Here is a 16,749-nt window from a genome sequence, read left to right as displayed (position 1 = left end):
GGGCGGAGCCATCCTTAGACGGCGGCGCGCTCGCGCGCCACCGACCGGCATGGATCCCATATAGGGCCGCCCCGCGCGGTTTGCCCTATCCTGGGTGCGAACCGGCGTGCATCGTTCGTGCCGCTCAGCAGAGACCGGCCGCGCGGAGCACGTCGTGGGCGCGGATGATGTCGCGCAGGCGGTCCTCGAAGGAGCGGTCGCCGCCGTTGGCGTCCGGGTGGAAGCGCTTCACCAGCACCTTGTACTGCGCCTTGATGGCGGCCGCGTCCGCGCCCTCCTCGAGGCCCATCACGTCGAGGGCGCGGCGCACCGTCGCCGAGTGCTTGGGCTTGCGCGGCTCCTCGGGCTGGCGGGCACGCCGGCGCGCGTCGCCGACGCCCTCGCCGCGCAGGATGCCGAGGGGATCGACGTAGGCCCAGTCCCGAACCGGCTCGTCCGCCGGCTTGGCCTCGCCGGTCCGGTTCACGCCCATCGCCCAGGTTGGGCGATGACCGATGATCGCGTCCTTCTGGTAGGCCTGAACGGCGGCGTCGTTCATGCCATCGAAGTAATTGTAGGTGGCGTTGTAGGCGCGGACATGGTCGATGCAGAAGCGCCAGTACTGGCCCTCCGCCTTCCGCCCCTTCGGCGCCCGGTACAGGCCCGGATGGGTGCAGCCGGGGCTCTCGCAGCCGGCTTCCGCGGCGGGCTTCGGCTCGTCGCAGGTCGGCTTGATCCGGATGCTGTCGAACAGGCGCGAGTTGAGATCCATGACGGGCCGATTATGAGGGGGCGGACCTGAGACACAAGGGCACCGGGCCTGATGACGCATGCGCGGGATCGGGCTTGACGGCGCCCACGGACACGACGCGAGGGCACGATGACGGACGGTGCGGGCGCGGGCGGCACCCTGCGGGACTGGATGGAGGCGCGGCTGCGGGAGCAACTCGCGCCGGCGCGGCTCGACGTGATCGACGAGTCGCATCTGCATGCCGGCCACGCCGGAGCGCGGCCGGGGGGCGAGACCCATTACCGGCTCGACATCGTCGCGTCGGCGTTCGAGGGCAAGAGCCGCGTCGAGCGGCACCGCTTGGTGAACGCGCTGCTCGACGACGCGTTCAAGCGGGGGCTGCACGCCCTCGCGCTCCGCGCCCGCACGCCGGCCGAGGCGGCCTGAATCGGGGCTTCGCGTAGGACGAGGGCGGGATCGCTCCGACGGGGCGCGGTGTACGGGACGGGAGGCACGAGACAGATATGGTGACGGGGCCGCCGATCCGCATCCGTCCGCTCGCGGGCTGCGCACCCGACGCGGGGGCGCGGCGCGCCGTCGTCGCGCAGCCGGGGAGGGCGCCATGGCCCTGCGGGTGACGCCGCGCATCGCCATCGACGAGGACGAGATCGAGCTGTCCTTCATGCGCGCCTCGGGCGCCGGCGGACAGAACGTCAACAAGGTCGAGACCGCGGTCCAGCTGCGCTGGGCGGCGCTGGCCTCGCCCGCCCTCGACGAGCGGGTGCGGGCCAATCTGGTGCGGCTCGCCGGGCGGCGGATGACCAAGGACGGCGTTCTCGTCCTCGCCGGGCAGCGGCACCGGACGCAGGAGCGCAACCGGGCCGACGTGCTGCAGCGGCTCGTCGATCTGGTGGCGGAAGCGGCCAAGCCGCCGCCGCCGATCCGCCGGCCCACGAAGCCGACCCGGGGCTCGCAGGAGCGGCGCATCGGCGCGAAGAAGAGCCGCGCCGCGATCAAGCAGGGCCGGGGCAGCGTCCGGGATTCGGACGGCTGACCCCGATCCCGCCGCGGCCGGGTCTCAGTGGATCGCGTCGATGACCTCGGCCTTCGGGCTGGCGTCGGGCGCCGGGGAGGAGCCCGCCACCAGGGTGCTGCCCGGCTTGGCGATGGTCAGGACGATCGCGATCATCGCCAGGATGGCGGCCAGGGCCGCCGGGAATAGGAAGGCCGACTCGCCGTAGCGCATGTCGAGCAGGCCGCCCACGACCGCGCCGGTGCTCAGCCCGGCCCAGAGCGGCGCCTGGATCCAGAAGGACGGCGCCACCGTGCCGAGCAGCAGGTTGGCGCAGCCCGTGCCGAAACGCACCACGGCGCCCGTGACGTAGGTGAGCGCCAGGGAGCGGCCGCCCTCGTCCTGCAGCGTCGCGTTCTGGAGGCCCAGCGCCAGGACGATCGGGTAGGCGTGGAGCGGGTACGCGAAGGTACCCCAGGGCATCAGCAGGCCTCCGGCGAGCAGCAGGGCCTGGAGCGTCAGCAGGACGGCGAGGCGCCAGCGCCCGACCCAGGCGGCGATCAGCGTTCCCAGGAAGGCGCCGAAGCAGAACATGCAGATTGTGCTGGCGACGCGGCTGACGTTCTCCCAGTCGGCGTTGGCCACCGCCACGCCGAAGCGGGTGGTGTTGCCCGACATGAACGACATGAAGAGCTGGGAGAATTCCAGGAAGCCGATGGAATCGGCGCAGCCCGCGAGCGCCGCCAGGGCGATCGCGAAGGGAATCCGAGTTCGCGGATCGGCGGGAAAGGACTTGTCGGCCGGTGGCTCAGGTTTCCGCTCCGGTGCTGCACCACCTGTCCGACTTCCGTATTCCGCCATGCTGATCCCCCGATCGAGCCGCCGCGCCTAGTCGCGGTCGACTGACAATGGACGAATAGCGGAGCGGTTTCATGCCGATGTGCGCCGCAACACAACGACGCGCCCCGGCACTGGCCGTCCGCCCTCGCGACGGACTTCCGCCGGTCTCGTCGTCAGCAGCTCCAATCCGGACGCGGCGGCCGTCGCCGCGATGTGGGCCTCCGCGTGGGCGTAGCGGCCGTCCGCGCCCAGGACGGAACCGGGTCCGTCGTGGGATTGTACCGTGACGGCACCGAGCCCGCCCGGCCGCAGGACCCGCCCCACCCGCGCCAGGAACGTCGCGAGGTCCGCGACGTAGATCAGGACGTCCGCGGCGAGGCAGAGGTCGGCCGACGCCTCCGGCAGGTCGGTCAGGGCGGCGCCGATGTCGCCCTCGACGAGGCGCTCGTAGAGCGGCCGACCCCGCGCCGTCTTGGCCCGCGCCACCGCCAGCATCCCGGGGGAGAGGTCGATCCCGGTCAGATGATCGACCCGGTCGCGCACGACCTCGCCCATCAGCCCCGTGCCGCAGCCGAGATCGAGACCGACCGCGAAGCGCTCCGGAACGCACGGCAGGGCGTCGCGGACGAGCTGCGGGCCGACATAGCCGAGGCCGTCCACGAGGTGGCGCTCGAAGCGCGGCGCGTAGCCGTCGAACAGGGCGCGGACATAGGCTGGCGACAGGACAGGGAGGGTGTCGCCGCCGCCCAGGCGGGCGAGGTGCGTGCGCACGCCCAGCCTGTCCTCGGGATCGATGGCGAGGGCGCGGGCATAGGCCTGCGCCGCCGCGTCGCGCAGGGCCGGATCGGGGCCGGCGGCGGCCAGGCCCGCGCGCGCGCGGCCCAGCAGGAGCCAGGCCGGCGCGTAGCGCGGGGCGCGTTCCAGGACCTGCTCGGCGAGGTCGGCGGCGGCCGCGTGGTCGCCGTCGGCGAGGCAGGCCTCCGCGTAGCGGTAGCGGCGATCGGCGAGGAGGTCGCCGGAACTGAGCTGCGAGGCCATGCGTCTGCCGGGTCGGGGGCGCCTATATACCGGGGCCACCGGCGGACTCCACCGGCAGCACGGACCCGATGCCGATACGCGCCAGCGATCTCCTCACCCTGACCCGCGAGGGTCTCTACTGCCCCCTCGGGCGCTTCCACGTCGATCCGACCTGGCCCGTGGAGCGCGCGCTGATCACGCACGGGCACGCCGACCACGCCCGCGCGGGCCACGGCCAGGTGCTGGCGACGCCCGAGACCCTGCGGATCATGGCGGTGCGCTACGGCGCGGATTTCTGCCGCCAGCGGCAGGAGGCGCAGCTCGGCGCGGCGCTCCGCGTCGGCGACGTGACCGTGCGCTTCGCCCCGGCCGGCCACGTCCTCGGGTCGGCACAGATCGCCATCGAGCGGGACGGCGTCCGCGTCGTGGTGTCGGGCGACTACAAGCGCGCGCCGGACCCGACCTGCCTGCCCTTCGAGGTCGTGCCCTGCGACGTGTTCATCACCGAGGCGACCTTCGGACTGCCGGTCTTCACCCATCCCGATACGCGGGGCGAGGTCCGCAAGCTCCTCGAATCGGTGAAGCTGTTCCCGGAGCGCGCCCACATCGTGGGCGCCTACGCGCTCGGCAAGGCGCAGCGGGTGATGGCGCTCCTGCGCGAGGAGGGCTGGGACAGCCCGATCCACCTGCACGGCGCCATGGAGAAGCTGACGACGCTCTACAAGGAGGAGGGCGTGCCGCTCGGCGACACGCCCAAGGTCGTGGCCGCCGAGCGGAAGGACCTGCACGGGGCGATCGTGCTCTGCCCGCCCTCGTCGATCCAGGACCTGTGGTCCCGCAAGTTCCCCGACCCGGTGACCTGCTTCGCCTCGGGCTGGATGCGGGTGCGCGCCCGCGCCCGCCAGAAGGGCGTCGAGCTGCCGCTGGTGATCTCCGACCATTCCGACTGGCCGGACCTGTGCCGCACCATCCGCGACACCGGAGCCGGCGAGGTCTGGGTGACCCACGGCCAGGAGGACGCGCTGGTCCACTGGTGCGGGACTCAGGGAATCCGGGCGAAGCCGCTCCACCTGCTCGGCTACGGCGATGACGGCGAGGTCGAGGGGACCTCGGAGGCGGGCTCCGGGGCGGAGGCGGCGGCGTGAACGACTTCGCCCACCTGCTCGACCGCCTCGCCTACGAGCCGCGCCGCAACGCCAAGCTGCGCATGCTCCAGGACTACTTCGCGCGCACGCTCGATCCCGAGCGCGGCTACGCACTCGGTGCCATGACCGGCACGCTGAGCTTCCGCGAGGCCAAGCCGGCCCTGATCCGGGGACTGGTCGAGGAGCGGATCGACCCGGTGCTGTTCCGGCTGTCGCACAATTACGTGGGCGACCTCGCGGAGACGACGGCGCTGATCTGGCCGGGACCGGCGGAGGCGCCGCGGGAACCGGGCCCCGGCCACAACAACCCGCCGCCGCATGTCCCGACCCTGGCCGAGGTCGTGGAGACCCTCGCGACCATCCCCAAGCGCGAGCTGTCCCGCCATCTCGCCGACTGGCTCGACGCCCTCGACGAGACCGGGCGCTGGGCGCTCCTGAAGCTGGTCACCGGCAACCTGCGGGTCGGCGTCTCGGCGCGGCTCGCCAAGACGGCGGTGGGCGCGCTGGGCAACCACGACGCCGACGCCGTCGAGGAGGTCTGGCACGGGCTGACCCCACCCTTCGAGACCCTGTTCGCCTGGGTCGAGGGCCGGGCCGAGCGGCCCGAGACCCTGAACCCCGCGCCGTTCCGGCCGCCGATGCTGTCGCACCCGATCGAGGAGGAGGCCGACCTCGAGAAGCTGGAGGCCGGGGCGTTCTCGGCCGAGTGGAAGTGGGACGGCATCCGCGTCCAGCTCGTCGGCGGTCTCGACCGGGCCGGCCAGCAGGTCGGGAAGGTCTATTCGCGCACCGGCGAGGACATCACCGGGGCGTTCCCGGACCTCGCCGAGGCCATCACCTTCGCGGGCGCCCTCGACGGCGAACTGCTGATCCTCCGCGAGCGGCGGGTGCAGAGCTTCAACGTGCTGCAGCAGCGCCTGAACCGGAAGGCTGTGACGGGCAAGCTCCTGGAGGAGTTCCCGGCCCACGTGCGGGCCTACGACCTCCTCGCCCTGGAGGGCGACGACCTGCGGGCAGAGCCCTTCGCGGAGCGGCGGCGGAAGCTGGAGGCGCTGGTCACGCGCCTCGACCACGCGCGGATCGACATCTCGCCGCTCGTGCCCTTCGCGGACTGGGAGGCCCTGGCGGCCGCGCGGGCGGACCCGGCCTCGGTGGGCGCCGGCGCGGATGCCGACGCCATCGAGGGCGTGATGCTCAAGCGCCTCAACAGCCCCTACCTGCCGGGACGCCCCAAGGGACCCTGGTGGAAGTGGAAGCGCGAGCCGCACATCGTCGACGCCGTGATGATGTACGCACAGCGCGGGCACGGGAAGCGCTCGTCCTTCTACTCGGACTACACGTTCGGCGTCTGGCGGGAGGCCCCCGAGGGCGGCGACGAGCTGGTGCCGGTGGGCAAGGCCTATCACGGCTTCACCGACGCCGAGCTCGCCAAGCTCGACCGCTACGTCCGCAACAACACCACCAAGCGCTTCGGCCCGGTGCGCGAGGTCGCCCACGGCCGCGAGGCCGGGCTCGTGCTCGAGATCGCCTTCGAGGGCGTGCAGCGCTCGACCCGGCACAAGTCGGGCGTGGCCATGCGCTTCCCCCGGGTCAGCCGCATCCGCTGGGACAAGCCGCCCGCGGAGGCCGACCGGATCGACGTGCTGGAACGGATCCTCGCCCGCGGCGAGCGCGAGATCGCGCCGGGCACGACCTTATCGGAGACGATCACATGAGACAGGGACACGGGCGGGAGGGCAGGATCGGGCCGGTCGAGGCGCTGGCCTCCGGTCCGGTGGAGCGCCACGCCAGCGCGCGCCTGACCGTCGCGACCCCGGGACCGGGCTTCACGGACTTCACCGCCGCGGTGGCCGCGTTCGTGCGCGACAGCGGCGTCCGGGACGGGCTCGTCACGGTGTTCTGCCGGCACACCTCGGCCTCGCTGACCATCCAGGAGAATGCCGATCCCGACGTCCAGACCGACCTGATGACCGCGCTGGACGGGTTCGCCCCCCGGAATGCCAGCTACGTCCACGGCGCCGAGGGGCCGGACGACATGCCGGCCCATATCCGCACCCTGGTCACCGATTCGGCCCTGACGATCCCGCTGGTCGGCGGGGCGCTGGCGCTCGGCACGTGGCAGGGGATCTACCTGATCGAGCACCGCGACCGGCCGCACCGGCGGGAGATCGTGCTGAGCGTCCTCGGGGCGTGACGCGTCCGCCGGCGTCGCGCGGGCGGCGCGGGCCGGCTCAGCAACACGCGGTCACACACCGTCGGTTAACCATAGTGGGTCCTTATCGGCTTCCGTCGGATCGGGGGCCGTGCCGCTCCGGCGAACGGAGACCCCGATGGGCCTTTACACCGCGCTCTCGAACTCGATTTCCGGCGCCTCGGCGCAGTCGCTGGCCCTGAACAACATCTCGGGGAACATCGCCAACACCCAGACGGTGGGCTTCAAGTCCACCGAGACGCGGTTCGCCGACATGCTGGCCGAGACCCGGGACGGCACGCAGCTGACCGGCGGCGTGCTGCCGAGCACGCGCAACAGCCTCAACATCCAGGGCACGATGCAGTCGACCGGTGTGGCGACCAACCTCGCGATCTCGGGCAACGGCTACTTCGTCGTCAAGAAGAACACCGGGACGCCGGACAGCCCGGCCTTCGCCGGCGATACCGGCTACACGCGGCGCGGCGACTTCGCGCCGGACGCCAGCGGCTACCTCTCCAATGGCGCGGGCTACTACCTGTTCGCCGGCCCCTCGGCGACGACCCCCGTCCAGGTTCCGACCGGGGCGAGCACCCTGGCGAGCCTCGCGGTCTCGCCCGCCGGCACCCTCACGGGCACGGCCGCGGACGGCAGCACCCTGGCCCTCGGCACGCTGCAGCTGGCGCAGTTCGGCATGCAGGACAACCTCGCCTCGCTCGATGGCGGCACCTACGTGGCCACCGGCCAGTCCGATACGCCGAGCTACGGCCTCAACGGCGCGACCATCACGGCCGGCTCGGTGGAGCAGTCGAATGCCGGGATCTCGGATCAGTTCTCGAAGATGATCGAGACCCAGCAGGCCTACACGGCCAACACCAAGGTCATGAGCACCACCGACCAGATGCTGCAGGACGCCATCGCGATGTACACCTGAGGCGGCCCCGTCAGAGGAACTTCAGCGGGTCCTTCTCGGGTGGCGGCGGTGCCACGTCGGCGCGGTTCCACCAGCCGCCGCCGAGGGCCACGAACAGCGCGGCGGTGTCGGCATACTGGGTGGCGCGCGCCGCCGCCGAGGTCACCAGCGCCGAGAGGTAGCCCTGCTGGGCGATCAGCACCTGCGAGGAGGTGATCGCCCCGGCCGTGTACTGCTTGCGGATCAGCGCGAGGCTCTGGTTCGTGGCACTCACCGCTGCGTCGGCGGCGGCCACGGCCTTGGCGTCGGCCTGGAGCGCGCGCAGCGCATCCGCGACGTTCTGGAAGGCGGTGATCACCGTCGCCTTGTACTGCGCCTGCGCCTCCGTCAGCGATTCCTCGGCGGCCCGCTGGCGCCGGAACAGGGTGCCGGCATCGAAGATCGGCGCCGTCGCCTGCCCGATGATCGTGAAGAACGCCGCCCCCGGATTGGCGATCTGGGCGATCCGCGTGGCGCTGGAGCCGCCCGTGGCGGTCAGGCTGAACTGCGGCAGGCGGTTCGCCACCGCGACGCCGACATTGGCGCTCGCCTGCTGCACCAGGGCCTCCGCCGCCTTCACGTCGGGGCGCTGCTGCACGAGCCGCGAGGGCAGGCTCACCGGGAGCCGGGTCGGCAGGCGCAGGGCGGCGAGGTCGAAGGTCTCGGAGACCTCGTCGGAGGGCAGGCGCCCCGCCAGGGCGGTCAGCAGGTTGCGCTGCTGGGCGAGCGCCTTCTCCAGCGGCGGCAGGAGCTGCTGTGACAGCGCCAGCGCGGCCTGCTGCTGCACCACGTCGGCCCCGGCGATCTGACCCAGCGAGAGCTGCTTGTTGTAGAGCTGCAGGACCTCGGTCTGCGCCTGGATCACCTTGCGGGTCGCGTCGATCTGCGCCCGCAGGGACGCTTCCTGGATCGCGGCGGCGACGACGTTGGCGGTCAGGCTCAGGTAGGCCGCCTCCAGCTGGAAGCGCTGGTTCTCGGTGGTGGCCTCCAGCGACTCGATCTGCCGGCGATTCCCGCCGAACACGTCGGGATTGTACGAGACCACCGCCTGCGGCGTGGACAGGCTGTAGAGGTACCGGCTCTGATTGTTGAGGGGCGATTGCAGGTCGAGGCCGGGCGCCAGCGCCCCCTGGACCTGTGGCGTCGCGGTCAGGCTCGGGTAGAGGGTGCCCTTCTGGGCCAGCACGTTCTGCTGCGCCACCCGCAGGGAGGCCTGCGCGGCCTCCAGCGTCGGGTTGTTGGCGAGCGCCTGCTCGACGACGCGGTTCAGGGCCTTCGAGTGGAACAGCCTCCACCACTCGCCCGGGATGTCGGCGCCGGACACGAAGCTCTGGTCGGCCGAGCCGCCCTGCCGGGTCCGGATGTTGTCGGCCGCGGAGGGATTCTGCAGCGGTTCTTTGGTGTAGCGGCCGACCGGCGGAGCCTCGGGCGCCACGAAGTCCGGGCCGACCGCGCAGGCCGACAGGCCCAGGGAGGCCGCCAGCCACGCGGTCGCCCGTCCGCACCGTCTCGGCGCAAAGCTCACCATCCCGCCCCCGAAAACCTCACCTCGGTAGAGCGGCGCGACCCGCTGCCAAGTCAATCCGACCGTCCCCGGGCGGCGCGCGCGGCGCGGCCGTTGTGGCCCCCCTGCAACGGGCCGCGCGCCGGCCCGCGGGGTCGTGAGCCGGCTCACGCGGCGGCCCGGTGCGCGGGCCGCGCCCGGGCGTCCGGGTTCGGGCGGCGGCGGGAGAACAGTGAGATCAGCACCGGGACGATCACGAGGATCAGGTTCGGCGCCAGGATGATGCCGCCCACAACCACGAGCGCCAGCGGCTTCTGCACCTGCGAGCCGATGCCGGTGGAGACGGCGGCCGGCAGCAGGCCGACGCAGGCCGCCACGCAGGTCATCATCACCGGGCGCATGCGCACCACGGCGGCGTGCCAGACCGCCTCCTGCCGCCTCCAGCCCTCGTCGAGCAGCTGGTTGTAGTAGGCGAGCAGGATCACGCCCTCCATGGTCGAGATCCCGAACAGCGCGATGAAGCCGATCGCCGCCGAGATCGAGAACGGCGTGCCGGTCAGCGCCAGGGCGAAGATGCCGCCGATCATCGCCATCGGGATGACCGACAGGGTCAGCAGCATGTCGGCCACCGACGAGAAATTGATGTAGAGGAGCAGGGCGATCAGCAGCAGCGTGATCGGCACCACGAGGCTCAGCCGGGCGGCCGCCTCCTTCAGGTTGGTGAACTGCCCGACCCATTCCAGCCGGTAGCCCGGCGGGAGGTCGACCGCGTCGGCGACCTTTCGCTGGGCCTCGAGCACGGCGCTGCCGAGGTCGCGGCCGCGCACCGAGAACTTCACCGGGATGTAGCGCTGCTGGTCCTCGCGGTAGATGAACGAGGCGCCGGAGACGAGGTCGACGTCGGCGATCTCGGAGAGCGGCACCTGGATCACGCCGCCGTTGGGGTTCTGGGCGCCGACCGCGATGTTGCGGATGCCGGCGAGCGAGGAGCGGTACTCCTTGGCGAGCCGCACCCGCATCGGGAAGTGGCGGTCGGAGCCGTACTCGTAGAGGTCGCCCGCGGTCTGGCCGCCGATCGCCGCCTGGATCGTGGTGTTCACGTCGCCGATCGAGAGGCCGTAGCGGGCGGCCTTGTGGCGGTCGACGTCGATCCGCACCGTCGGCTGGCCGAGGGATTCGAACACCGACAGGTCGGTGACGCCCGGGACGGTGGCGAGCGCGGCCTTGACGGCGTTGGCGGTCTTGGTGAGCTGCGCGAGGTCGTTGCCGTAGATCTTGACCGAGTTCTCGCCCTTCACGCCCGACGCGGCCTCCTGGACGTTGTCCTCGATATACTGTGAGAAGTTGAACTCGATACCGGGGAATTCTGCCTCCAGCTTCTTGCTGAGGTCCTGGATCAGGGTCTCCTTGTCGAGGCCCTTGCGCCACTGGTCGATCGGCTTGAGCGGCGCCAGGATCTCGACGTTGAAGAAGCCGGTGGCGTCGGTGCCGTCGTTCGGGCGGCCCTGGTGCGACAGGACGGTGGTGACCTCCGGAACCTCCTGGAAGATCTTGCGCATGCGCTGGACGTAGCCGTTGCCGGCCTCCAGCGAGATCGAGGACGGCATCGTGCCGCGCACGTAGAGGTTGCCCTCCTCGAGACGCGGCAGGAACTCGAGGCCGAGATTGCGGGCCGTGAGGCCCGAGACCAGCAGCACCGCCAGCATCACGGCGACCGCCAGGATCCGGTTGCGCAGGCCGAAGCGCAGGGCCGCCTCGTGGCCGACGCGCAGCACCCGCACGATCAGGGTGTCGCGCTCCTCGAGCTTCTTCGGCAGCATCAGGGCCGAGAGCGCGGGCGAGACGGTGAAGGTCGCGAGCAGGCCGCCGAGCAGCGCGTACGCGTAGGTCTTGGCCATCGGGCCGAAGATGTGGCCCTCGACGCCGGTCATCGTGAACAGCGGCAGGAAGCCGACGATGATGATCGTCGCCGAGAAGAAGATCGCCCGGTTCACCTCGCGCCCGGCGATCGCGATCGTGCCGAGCCGCCCGGTGAGGCCGTCGGGCGGATCCTCGCCCTTCACGTGATCGGGCTCGGCGATGTGGCGGAAGACGTTCTCCACCATGATCACGGTCGCGTCGACGATCAGGCCGAAATCGATCGCGCCGAGCGACAGCAGGTTGGCCGAGTCGCCGCGCACCACCAGGATCAGGATCGCGAAGCCGAGCGCGAACGGGATCGTGGCCGCCACGATGATCGCGCTCGTGAGCGAGCCGAGGAACAGCCACTGCACCACGAACACCAGCACCACGCCGAAGACGAGGTTGTGCATCACCGTGTGGGTGGTGGTGTGGATCAGGCCCGAGCGGTCGTAGATCCGCTCGATCTTCACGTCGGGCGGCAGGATCGTGGAGCTGTTGATCTTGTCGATCTCGGCCTCGACCCGCTCCAGCGTCGGCAGGCTCTTGCCGCCGCGGGTCATGAGCACGATGCCCTCGACGATGTCGGGCTGGTTGTCGTGCCCGACGATGCCGAGGCGCGGGGCGTTCGATACGCGCACCTCCGCCACGTCCCGCACGAGCACCGGGGTGCCGTTGACGAGGCTGATCATCGTGTCGCGAATGTCGTCCATGTCGCGGATCAGGCCGATGCCGCGCACCACCGCCGATTGCTGCCCGACGTTCAGCGTCTGGCCGCCGACGTTGATCGAGGCGTTGTTCAGCGCGTTGGTCAGCTGCACCAGGGTCAGGCCCTGGGCCTGGAGGCGGTTCAGGTCGACCGCGACCTCGTACTCCTTGGCCTTGCCGCCGAAGGCCGTGACGTCGACGACGCCGGGGATCGCCTTGAACCGGCGCTGCAGCACCCAGTCCTGCAGGGTCTTCATGTCCATCGGCGAGTAGCCCGCCGGGCCGACGAGCTTGTAGCGCATGATCTCGCCCACAGGGCTCGTCGGCGAGATCTGCGGCGTGGCGCCGTTGGGCAGGGTCGGCGCCTGCGACAGGCGGTTGAGCACCCGCTGCAGCGCCTGCTCGTACGTGTACTCGTAGTTAAACTGGACCTTCACGTCCGAGAGGCCGAACAGCGAGATCGTCCGGACCACCTGGGCGTTCGGGATGCCGGCGAGCGCCACCTCCAGGGGGATGGTGATGTAGCGCTCGATCTCGTCGGCCGACTGGCCCGGATTCTGGGTGATCACGTCGACGAGCGGCGGGACCGGATCGGGGTAGGCCTCGATGTTGAGCTGCGTGTAGGCGCCGTAGCCGACGCCGAGCATCACGACGAACAGCAGCACCACCAGCACGCGCTGGCGCAGCGAGAAGGCGATCAGGGCGTTCATCGGATCCCCGCTCAGGACGCCTTGTCGCCGGTGGCCGCCCGGTCGATGAACAGGGCCCCGCGGGTGACGACCTGCTCGCCCGCGCTCAGGCCCTGGACGACCTGGGCGTTGTCGCCGTTGATCAGGCCGAGCTTGATGTCGCGCGCCTCCACGGCGCCGTCGGGCCGCGCCACCCAGACGTGGGTGCGGTCGCCCTCGTACACGATGGCGGCCACCGGCACGCTCGGGCTCGGCTCACCCTTGCCGGTGATGATCGTGTAGGTGGCGAACATCTCCGGGCGCAGTACGCGGTCCGGGTTGTCGACCTCGCTGCGCACCGCGAGGCGCCGCGTCGCGGGGTCGAGGCTGGAGGCCATGTAGTTCACCCGGGCCTTGAACACCCGCGCGCCGAAGCCCGCCACCTTCGCCTCGACCTCCTGGCCGATGCGGATCTTGGGGATCTCGCTCTCGCGGACGTTGGCCACGAGCCAGACCGTCGACAGGTCGCCGATCACGAAGACCGGGTCGCTGGAGGCCGAGAGGTACTGCCCGATGCCGACCTTGCGCTGGACGATCGTGCCGGCGATCGGCGCCCGGATCTGCGTCTCGGCGCTCATCGTGCCGTTCTTCTCGAAGGCGGCGATCTCGGCGTCCGTCTTGCCGAGCAGGCGCAGGCGGCTCCGCACCGCGTCGAGGGCGCCCTCGGCGGTCTTCAGGTCGCTCTGGGCGGCGATGACGTCGTTCTGGGCCGACTGGTAGTCCTTCAGCGCCGTCGCGCGGGCCTGGAACAGCTCCTGCTGGCGCTGCGCGATGGTCTGGTCGAGCTTCAGGAGCGCCTGCTGCTTCTGGAGGTTGTTCACGGCCGCCTGATAGTCGTTCTGCGCCTGGACCATGTCGGTGGCCTCGAGCGTCAGCAGCACGTCGCCGGCCTTCACGTCGTCGCCGGCGCGGACCAGGACCTTCGTCACCCGGCCGGCATAGGGCGAGACCACCGGGACGTTGTCGTCCTCGTTGAGGGCGATCCGTCCCTCGGCCGAGCCCTCGGGCCGGAACACGAGGTTGGCGACCGGCAGGATCTCGAAGGCGGCCCGCTGCTCCTTGGAGGGCCGGAACACCCGCTCCACCGGGCCGGCCTTATCCACATCGATGCCCGGGTCGGGGTTGCCCGGGGCGAACAGCCCGGTCACGGCCGCGACGAGGTGCGCGGCGGCCTCGCGGGTCCGGTCGGGAAACGCGATGGTGGCGCCCAGGGCGGCCGCGAGCAGGACGGCGGCGATCAGCAGGCCGGGCCACCGGCGCCCGCGCGCGGGGACGGCGACGGCCTCGTCCTGGTCCAGCGGATTTCGGGCGTCCATGCGGATGATCTTCTAGGTCCGGGCCGAGAGTCCGGGCTGGGTGACGAGAGTACGATACGTGCCCGGACGACGCCTACATCAATGCGGTCGCTGGTGCTTTTCTATGGCGCGCCGCGGGAAGATTCGGGCGGTACGGCGTGCCTAGAGCAAAGCTTGTCCGACAGGCAATCGATCCGGCGCCCCGGTCGCGAAACCGTGTGGCCCCGTCTTCCTTTGACGGGATTTGTTACAATATGACAACGCTCGCGGGTCCAGGCCCGCGCGATCCCGCACCCGTCACCGAAGAAGCCGTCATGTCCGATACGAGCAACGCTTCCGCCCCGGCCGCTCCCGGTTCCGCCGCCGGCAAGATCCCGGTCACCGTGCTCACCGGCTACCTCGGCGCGGGCAAGACCACGCTCCTCAACCGGATCCTCACCGAGAACCACGGCAAGCGCTACGCCGTGATCGTCAACGAGTTCGGCGAGATCGGCATCGACAACGACCTCGTCGTCGGCGCGGACGAGGAGGTGTTCGAGATGAACAACGGCTGCGTCTGCTGCACGGTGCGCGGCGACCTGATCCGGATCATGGACGGGCTGGTGAAGCGCCGGGGCAAGTTCGACGCGATCATCGTCGAGACGACCGGCCTCGCCGACCCGGCCCCCGTGGCACAGACCTTCTTCGTCGACCAGGATGTCGGCGAGGCCGCCCGCCTCGACGCCGTGGTGACGGTGGCCGACGCCAAGTGGCTGTCCGACCGCCTGAAGGACGCGCCGGAGGCGAAGAACCAGATCGCCTTCGCGGACGTGATCCTGCTCAACAAGAGCGACCTCGTCTCCCCGGCCGACCTCGACCGCGTCGAGGCCGAGATCCGCACGATCAACCCGCTGGCCAAGCTCCACCGCACGCAGAACTGCGCCGTGCCCCTCGACGCGGTCCTCGAGCGCAACGCCTTCGACCTCGACCGCATCCTCGACGTCGAGCCCGACTTCCTCGAGGCGGGGCACCACCACCATCACGATTCCGACATCCGCTCGATCTCGGCCAAGATCGAGGGCGCGGTCGACCCGGACAAGTTCATGCCGTGGATCTCGAACCTCACCCAGTCGCAGGGTCCGGACATCCTGCGGTGCAAGGGAATCGTGGCCTTCCCCGACGAGCCGAAGCGCTTCGTCTTCCAGGGCGTGCACATGATCCTCGACGGCGACGTGCAGGGCGACTGGGGCAAGGACGAGGAGCGGGTCTCGCGGGTGGTGTTCATCGGCCGCAACCTCGATCCGGCGGCGATCAAGGAGGGCTTCGAGGCCTGCCGCGCCTGAATGGGCGCCGCCTCCCCGGCGCCCCGCGCCGGGAAGGCGATTCTCAACGTTTCCGTGGCATCACGGACGGCGCGGGCCCGCGTAACCGGCCCGCGGAGCCCGCGTATCCATGGCCCACACCGCAGCGCCCGCAGGCCCGGTCCCGTCCGGGTCGGCGGGCGGAATCCCGCTCATCGCGGCCGTCGAGGGGCTGGGCAAGGCGCTGTTCGCGGCGTTCGTCTTCTTCGCCTGCTTCGCCTTCTCGGAGACCTCGCCCTACGACGCGGTCGCGATCCCCACGATCCTGCTCTGGCTCTGCCTCGGCGTCCGGCTGCACCGCGGGGCGGTGCCCCTGGTGGCGCTCCTGCTCCTCTACCTCGCGGGCATCGTCACCGCGCTGCTGCCCTACCTGAACGAGGAGTTCCCGGTCACCTGGACGGTGCAGCTGGTCTATCTCTCGATCACCTGCATCTTCTTCGCCATGTTCTTCGCGGACGACACGCACGCCCGGATGGAGCTGGCGCTCAAGGCCTACACGGCGAGCTGCGTGTTCTCGGCGGCGCTGGGCATCGTCGGCTACCTGCAATGGCTCGGGATCGAGGACCTGTTCTACAAGTACGACCGGGCCTCGGGCACGTTCCAGGACCCGAACGTCTTCGGCTCGTTCCTGACGCTCGGCGCGCTCTACCTGATGCACGGCCTGCTCACCGGCGGTACGCGCCGGCCGCTCGTGTCCCTCGCCGGCCTATTGATCATCGTGGCCGGGATCTTCCTGTCGTTCTCGCGCGGGTCCTGGGGCGGAAGTGCCGTCGCGGTGCTGCTGATGGTGGGATCGGTCTACGCCGGCAGCGACTCCCCGCGCCTGCGCCGCCGCATCGTGCTCCTGACCCTGGCGACCGTCGTCCTCGGCACCGTCGCGGTGATCGGGCTGCTCTCGGTCGACCACGTCCACAAGATGTTCGAGACCCGGGCGGCCCTGACCCAGGATTACGACCAGGGCGAGACCGGCCGCTTCGGCAACCAGATCCGCGGCTTCGCCATGCTGCTGGAGCGGCCGTTCGGGATGGGGCCGATGCACTGGCGGCTGATCTTCGGGCTCGAACCGCACAATTCCTACATCGGCTCCTTCGCCAACGGCGGCTGGCTCGGCGGGGCCGTGTTCATCGGCCTCGTGGTGGCGACCGGCCTCGTCGGCTTCCGGCTCCTGGCGCGGCCGTCGCCGGTCCGGGCCCACGCCCAGATCGTCTGGCCGGCGCTGCTGATGTTCTTCCTGCAGGCCGTCCAGATCGACATCGAGAAGTGGCGCCACGTCTACATGATGCTGGGCATGGTCTGGGCGCTGGAGGCCGCGCGGTTGCGCATGGGCACGCGGCCGCAGGCGGGCGCGCTTGAAACGCGGCGCTAGGCGCGGCATCGCTCGGTCGCGGCCGATCGGCACCCGGAGACGGTAC

14 protein-coding genes are annotated in these 16,749 nt (G+C 70.9%); 8 read left to right on the top strand and 6 right to left on the bottom strand.

What is annotated here, in order from left to right; translation table 11 throughout:
• Nucleotides 1-124: 124 nt before the first annotated feature.
• Entirely contained in the window at nucleotides 125-751 is a 627-nt protein-coding gene (locus ACLBYB_RS17130) for a J domain-containing protein (RefSeq protein WP_447699478.1), read from the bottom strand.
• A 108-nt stretch (nucleotides 752-859) separates the two neighbouring features.
• Between ACLBYB_RS17130 and ACLBYB_RS17125 the strand changes: the two genes are divergently transcribed.
• Both ACLBYB_RS17125 and arfB read left to right on the top strand, forming a co-directional pair.
• Nucleotides 860-1,156: a BolA family protein gene (locus ACLBYB_RS17125; RefSeq protein WP_020092683.1), complete on the top strand. Its 297-nt coding sequence runs from the start codon at nucleotides 860-862 to the stop codon at nucleotides 1,154-1,156.
• Nucleotides 1,157-1,331: 175 nt separating this feature from the next.
• Nucleotides 1,332-1,763 (top strand): alternative ribosome rescue aminoacyl-tRNA hydrolase ArfB, encoded by a 432-nt coding sequence (gene arfB / locus ACLBYB_RS17120; protein WP_091926121.1) that lies wholly within the window; start codon nucleotides 1,332-1,334, stop codon nucleotides 1,761-1,763.
• 24 nt (nucleotides 1,764-1,787) lie between these two features.
• On the opposite strand, the gene ACLBYB_RS17115 is transcribed toward arfB, so the two are convergent.
• Complete coding sequence (locus ACLBYB_RS17115) at nucleotides 1,788-2,582, bottom strand: YoaK family protein (RefSeq protein WP_056525824.1); 795 nt, start codon at nucleotides 2,580-2,582, stop codon at nucleotides 1,788-1,790.
• Nucleotides 2,583-2,651: 69 nt separating this feature from the next.
• Nucleotides 2,652-3,599, bottom strand: a complete 948-nt coding sequence (locus ACLBYB_RS17110; protein WP_447699477.1) for a class I SAM-dependent DNA methyltransferase — start codon at nucleotides 3,597-3,599, stop codon at nucleotides 2,652-2,654.
• A gap of 68 nt (nucleotides 3,600-3,667) precedes the next feature.
• Here ACLBYB_RS17110 and ACLBYB_RS17105 point away from each other — a divergent pair, with 68 nt between their 5' ends.
• The 4 genes from ACLBYB_RS17105 to ACLBYB_RS17090 all read left to right on the top strand — a co-directional run bounded on the left by ACLBYB_RS17105 (nucleotide 3,668) and on the right by ACLBYB_RS17090 (nucleotide 7,845).
• A complete protein-coding gene (locus ACLBYB_RS17105) occupies nucleotides 3,668-4,723 on the top strand; it encodes a ligase-associated DNA damage response exonuclease (protein ID WP_447699476.1) in 1,056 nt (351 codons plus the stop codon).
• Nucleotides 4,720-6,438, top strand: coding sequence for a cisplatin damage response ATP-dependent DNA ligase (locus ACLBYB_RS17100; RefSeq protein WP_447699475.1), 1,719 nt, complete (start codon nucleotides 4,720-4,722; stop codon nucleotides 6,436-6,438). The genes ACLBYB_RS17105 and ACLBYB_RS17100 overlap by 4 nt, the downstream gene beginning before the upstream one ends.
• On the top strand, nucleotides 6,435-6,917 hold the full coding sequence (locus ACLBYB_RS17095) for a secondary thiamine-phosphate synthase enzyme YjbQ (protein ID WP_091679661.1): 483 nt from the start codon (nucleotides 6,435-6,437) through the stop codon (nucleotides 6,915-6,917). Before ACLBYB_RS17100 ends, ACLBYB_RS17095 begins: the two co-directional genes overlap by 4 nt.
• A gap of 136 nt (nucleotides 6,918-7,053) precedes the next feature.
• On the top strand, nucleotides 7,054-7,845 hold the full coding sequence (locus tag ACLBYB_RS17090) for a flagellar hook basal-body protein (protein WP_447699474.1): 792 nt from the start codon (nucleotides 7,054-7,056) through the stop codon (nucleotides 7,843-7,845).
• A gap of 10 nt (nucleotides 7,846-7,855) precedes the next feature.
• Here ACLBYB_RS17090 and ACLBYB_RS17085 read toward each other — a convergent pair whose 3' ends face one another.
• The 3 genes from ACLBYB_RS17085 to ACLBYB_RS17075 form a co-directional block, all read right to left on the bottom strand.
• Nucleotides 7,856-9,391: an efflux transporter outer membrane subunit gene (locus ACLBYB_RS17085; RefSeq protein WP_447699473.1), complete on the bottom strand. Its 1,536-nt coding sequence runs from the start codon at nucleotides 9,389-9,391 to the stop codon at nucleotides 7,856-7,858.
• Nucleotides 9,392-9,534: 143 nt separating this feature from the next.
• Nucleotides 9,535-12,684 (bottom strand): efflux RND transporter permease subunit, encoded by a 3,150-nt coding sequence (locus ACLBYB_RS17080; RefSeq protein ID WP_447699472.1) that lies wholly within the window; start codon nucleotides 12,682-12,684, stop codon nucleotides 9,535-9,537.
• A gap of 11 nt (nucleotides 12,685-12,695) precedes the next feature.
• Nucleotides 12,696-14,018, bottom strand: coding sequence for an efflux RND transporter periplasmic adaptor subunit (locus ACLBYB_RS17075; protein ID WP_447699471.1), 1,323 nt, complete (start codon nucleotides 14,016-14,018; stop codon nucleotides 12,696-12,698).
• A 293-nt stretch (nucleotides 14,019-14,311) separates the two neighbouring features.
• Here ACLBYB_RS17075 and ACLBYB_RS17070 point away from each other — a divergent pair, with 293 nt between their 5' ends.
• Entirely contained in the window at nucleotides 14,312-15,319 is a 1,008-nt protein-coding gene (locus ACLBYB_RS17070) for a CobW family GTP-binding protein (protein ID WP_427508632.1), read from the top strand.
• A gap of 109 nt (nucleotides 15,320-15,428) precedes the next feature.
• The gene (locus ACLBYB_RS17065; protein WP_447699470.1) at nucleotides 15,429-16,703 is read left to right on the top strand and encodes an O-antigen ligase family protein; all 1,275 of its coding nucleotides are present in this window, start codon (nucleotides 15,429-15,431) and stop codon (nucleotides 16,701-16,703) included.
• Nucleotides 16,704-16,749 lie beyond the last annotated feature (46 nt).

This window comes from Methylobacterium sp. D54C (genome assembly GCF_053345595.1).
This window is presented reverse-complemented; position numbering and strand designations above follow the sequence as displayed.

Excerpts from the sequence above, each read along its gene's own strand:
- ACLBYB_RS17130 (WP_447699478.1), bottom strand. The coding sequence starts at position 751 with ATGGATCTCAACTCGCGCCTGTTCGACAGCATCCGGATCAAGCCGACC.
- ACLBYB_RS17125 (WP_020092683.1), top strand. The coding sequence starts at position 860 with ATGACGGACGGTGCGGGCGCGGGCGGCACCCTGCGGGACTGGATGGAG.
- arfB (WP_091926121.1), top strand. The coding sequence starts at position 1,332 with ATGGCCCTGCGGGTGACGCCGCGCATCGCCATCGACGAGGACGAGATC.
- ACLBYB_RS17115 (WP_056525824.1), bottom strand. The coding sequence starts at position 2,582 with ATGGCGGAATACGGAAGTCGGACAGGTGGTGCAGCACCGGAGCGGAAA.
- ACLBYB_RS17110 (WP_447699477.1), bottom strand. The coding sequence starts at position 3,599 with ATGGCCTCGCAGCTCAGTTCCGGCGACCTCCTCGCCGATCGCCGCTAC.
- ACLBYB_RS17105 (WP_447699476.1), top strand. The coding sequence starts at position 3,668 with ATGCCGATACGCGCCAGCGATCTCCTCACCCTGACCCGCGAGGGTCTC.
- ACLBYB_RS17095 (WP_091679661.1), top strand. The coding sequence starts at position 6,435 with ATGAGACAGGGACACGGGCGGGAGGGCAGGATCGGGCCGGTCGAGGCG.
- ACLBYB_RS17090 (WP_447699474.1), top strand. The coding sequence starts at position 7,054 with ATGGGCCTTTACACCGCGCTCTCGAACTCGATTTCCGGCGCCTCGGCG.
- ACLBYB_RS17085 (WP_447699473.1), bottom strand. The coding sequence starts at position 9,391 with ATGGTGAGCTTTGCGCCGAGACGGTGCGGACGGGCGACCGCGTGGCTG.
- ACLBYB_RS17080 (WP_447699472.1), bottom strand. The coding sequence starts at position 12,684 with ATGAACGCCCTGATCGCCTTCTCGCTGCGCCAGCGCGTGCTGGTGGTG.
- ACLBYB_RS17075 (WP_447699471.1), bottom strand. The coding sequence starts at position 14,018 with ATGGACGCCCGAAATCCGCTGGACCAGGACGAGGCCGTCGCCGTCCCC.
- ACLBYB_RS17070 (WP_427508632.1), top strand. The coding sequence starts at position 14,312 with ATGTCCGATACGAGCAACGCTTCCGCCCCGGCCGCTCCCGGTTCCGCC.
- ACLBYB_RS17065 (WP_447699470.1), top strand. The coding sequence starts at position 15,429 with ATGGCCCACACCGCAGCGCCCGCAGGCCCGGTCCCGTCCGGGTCGGCG.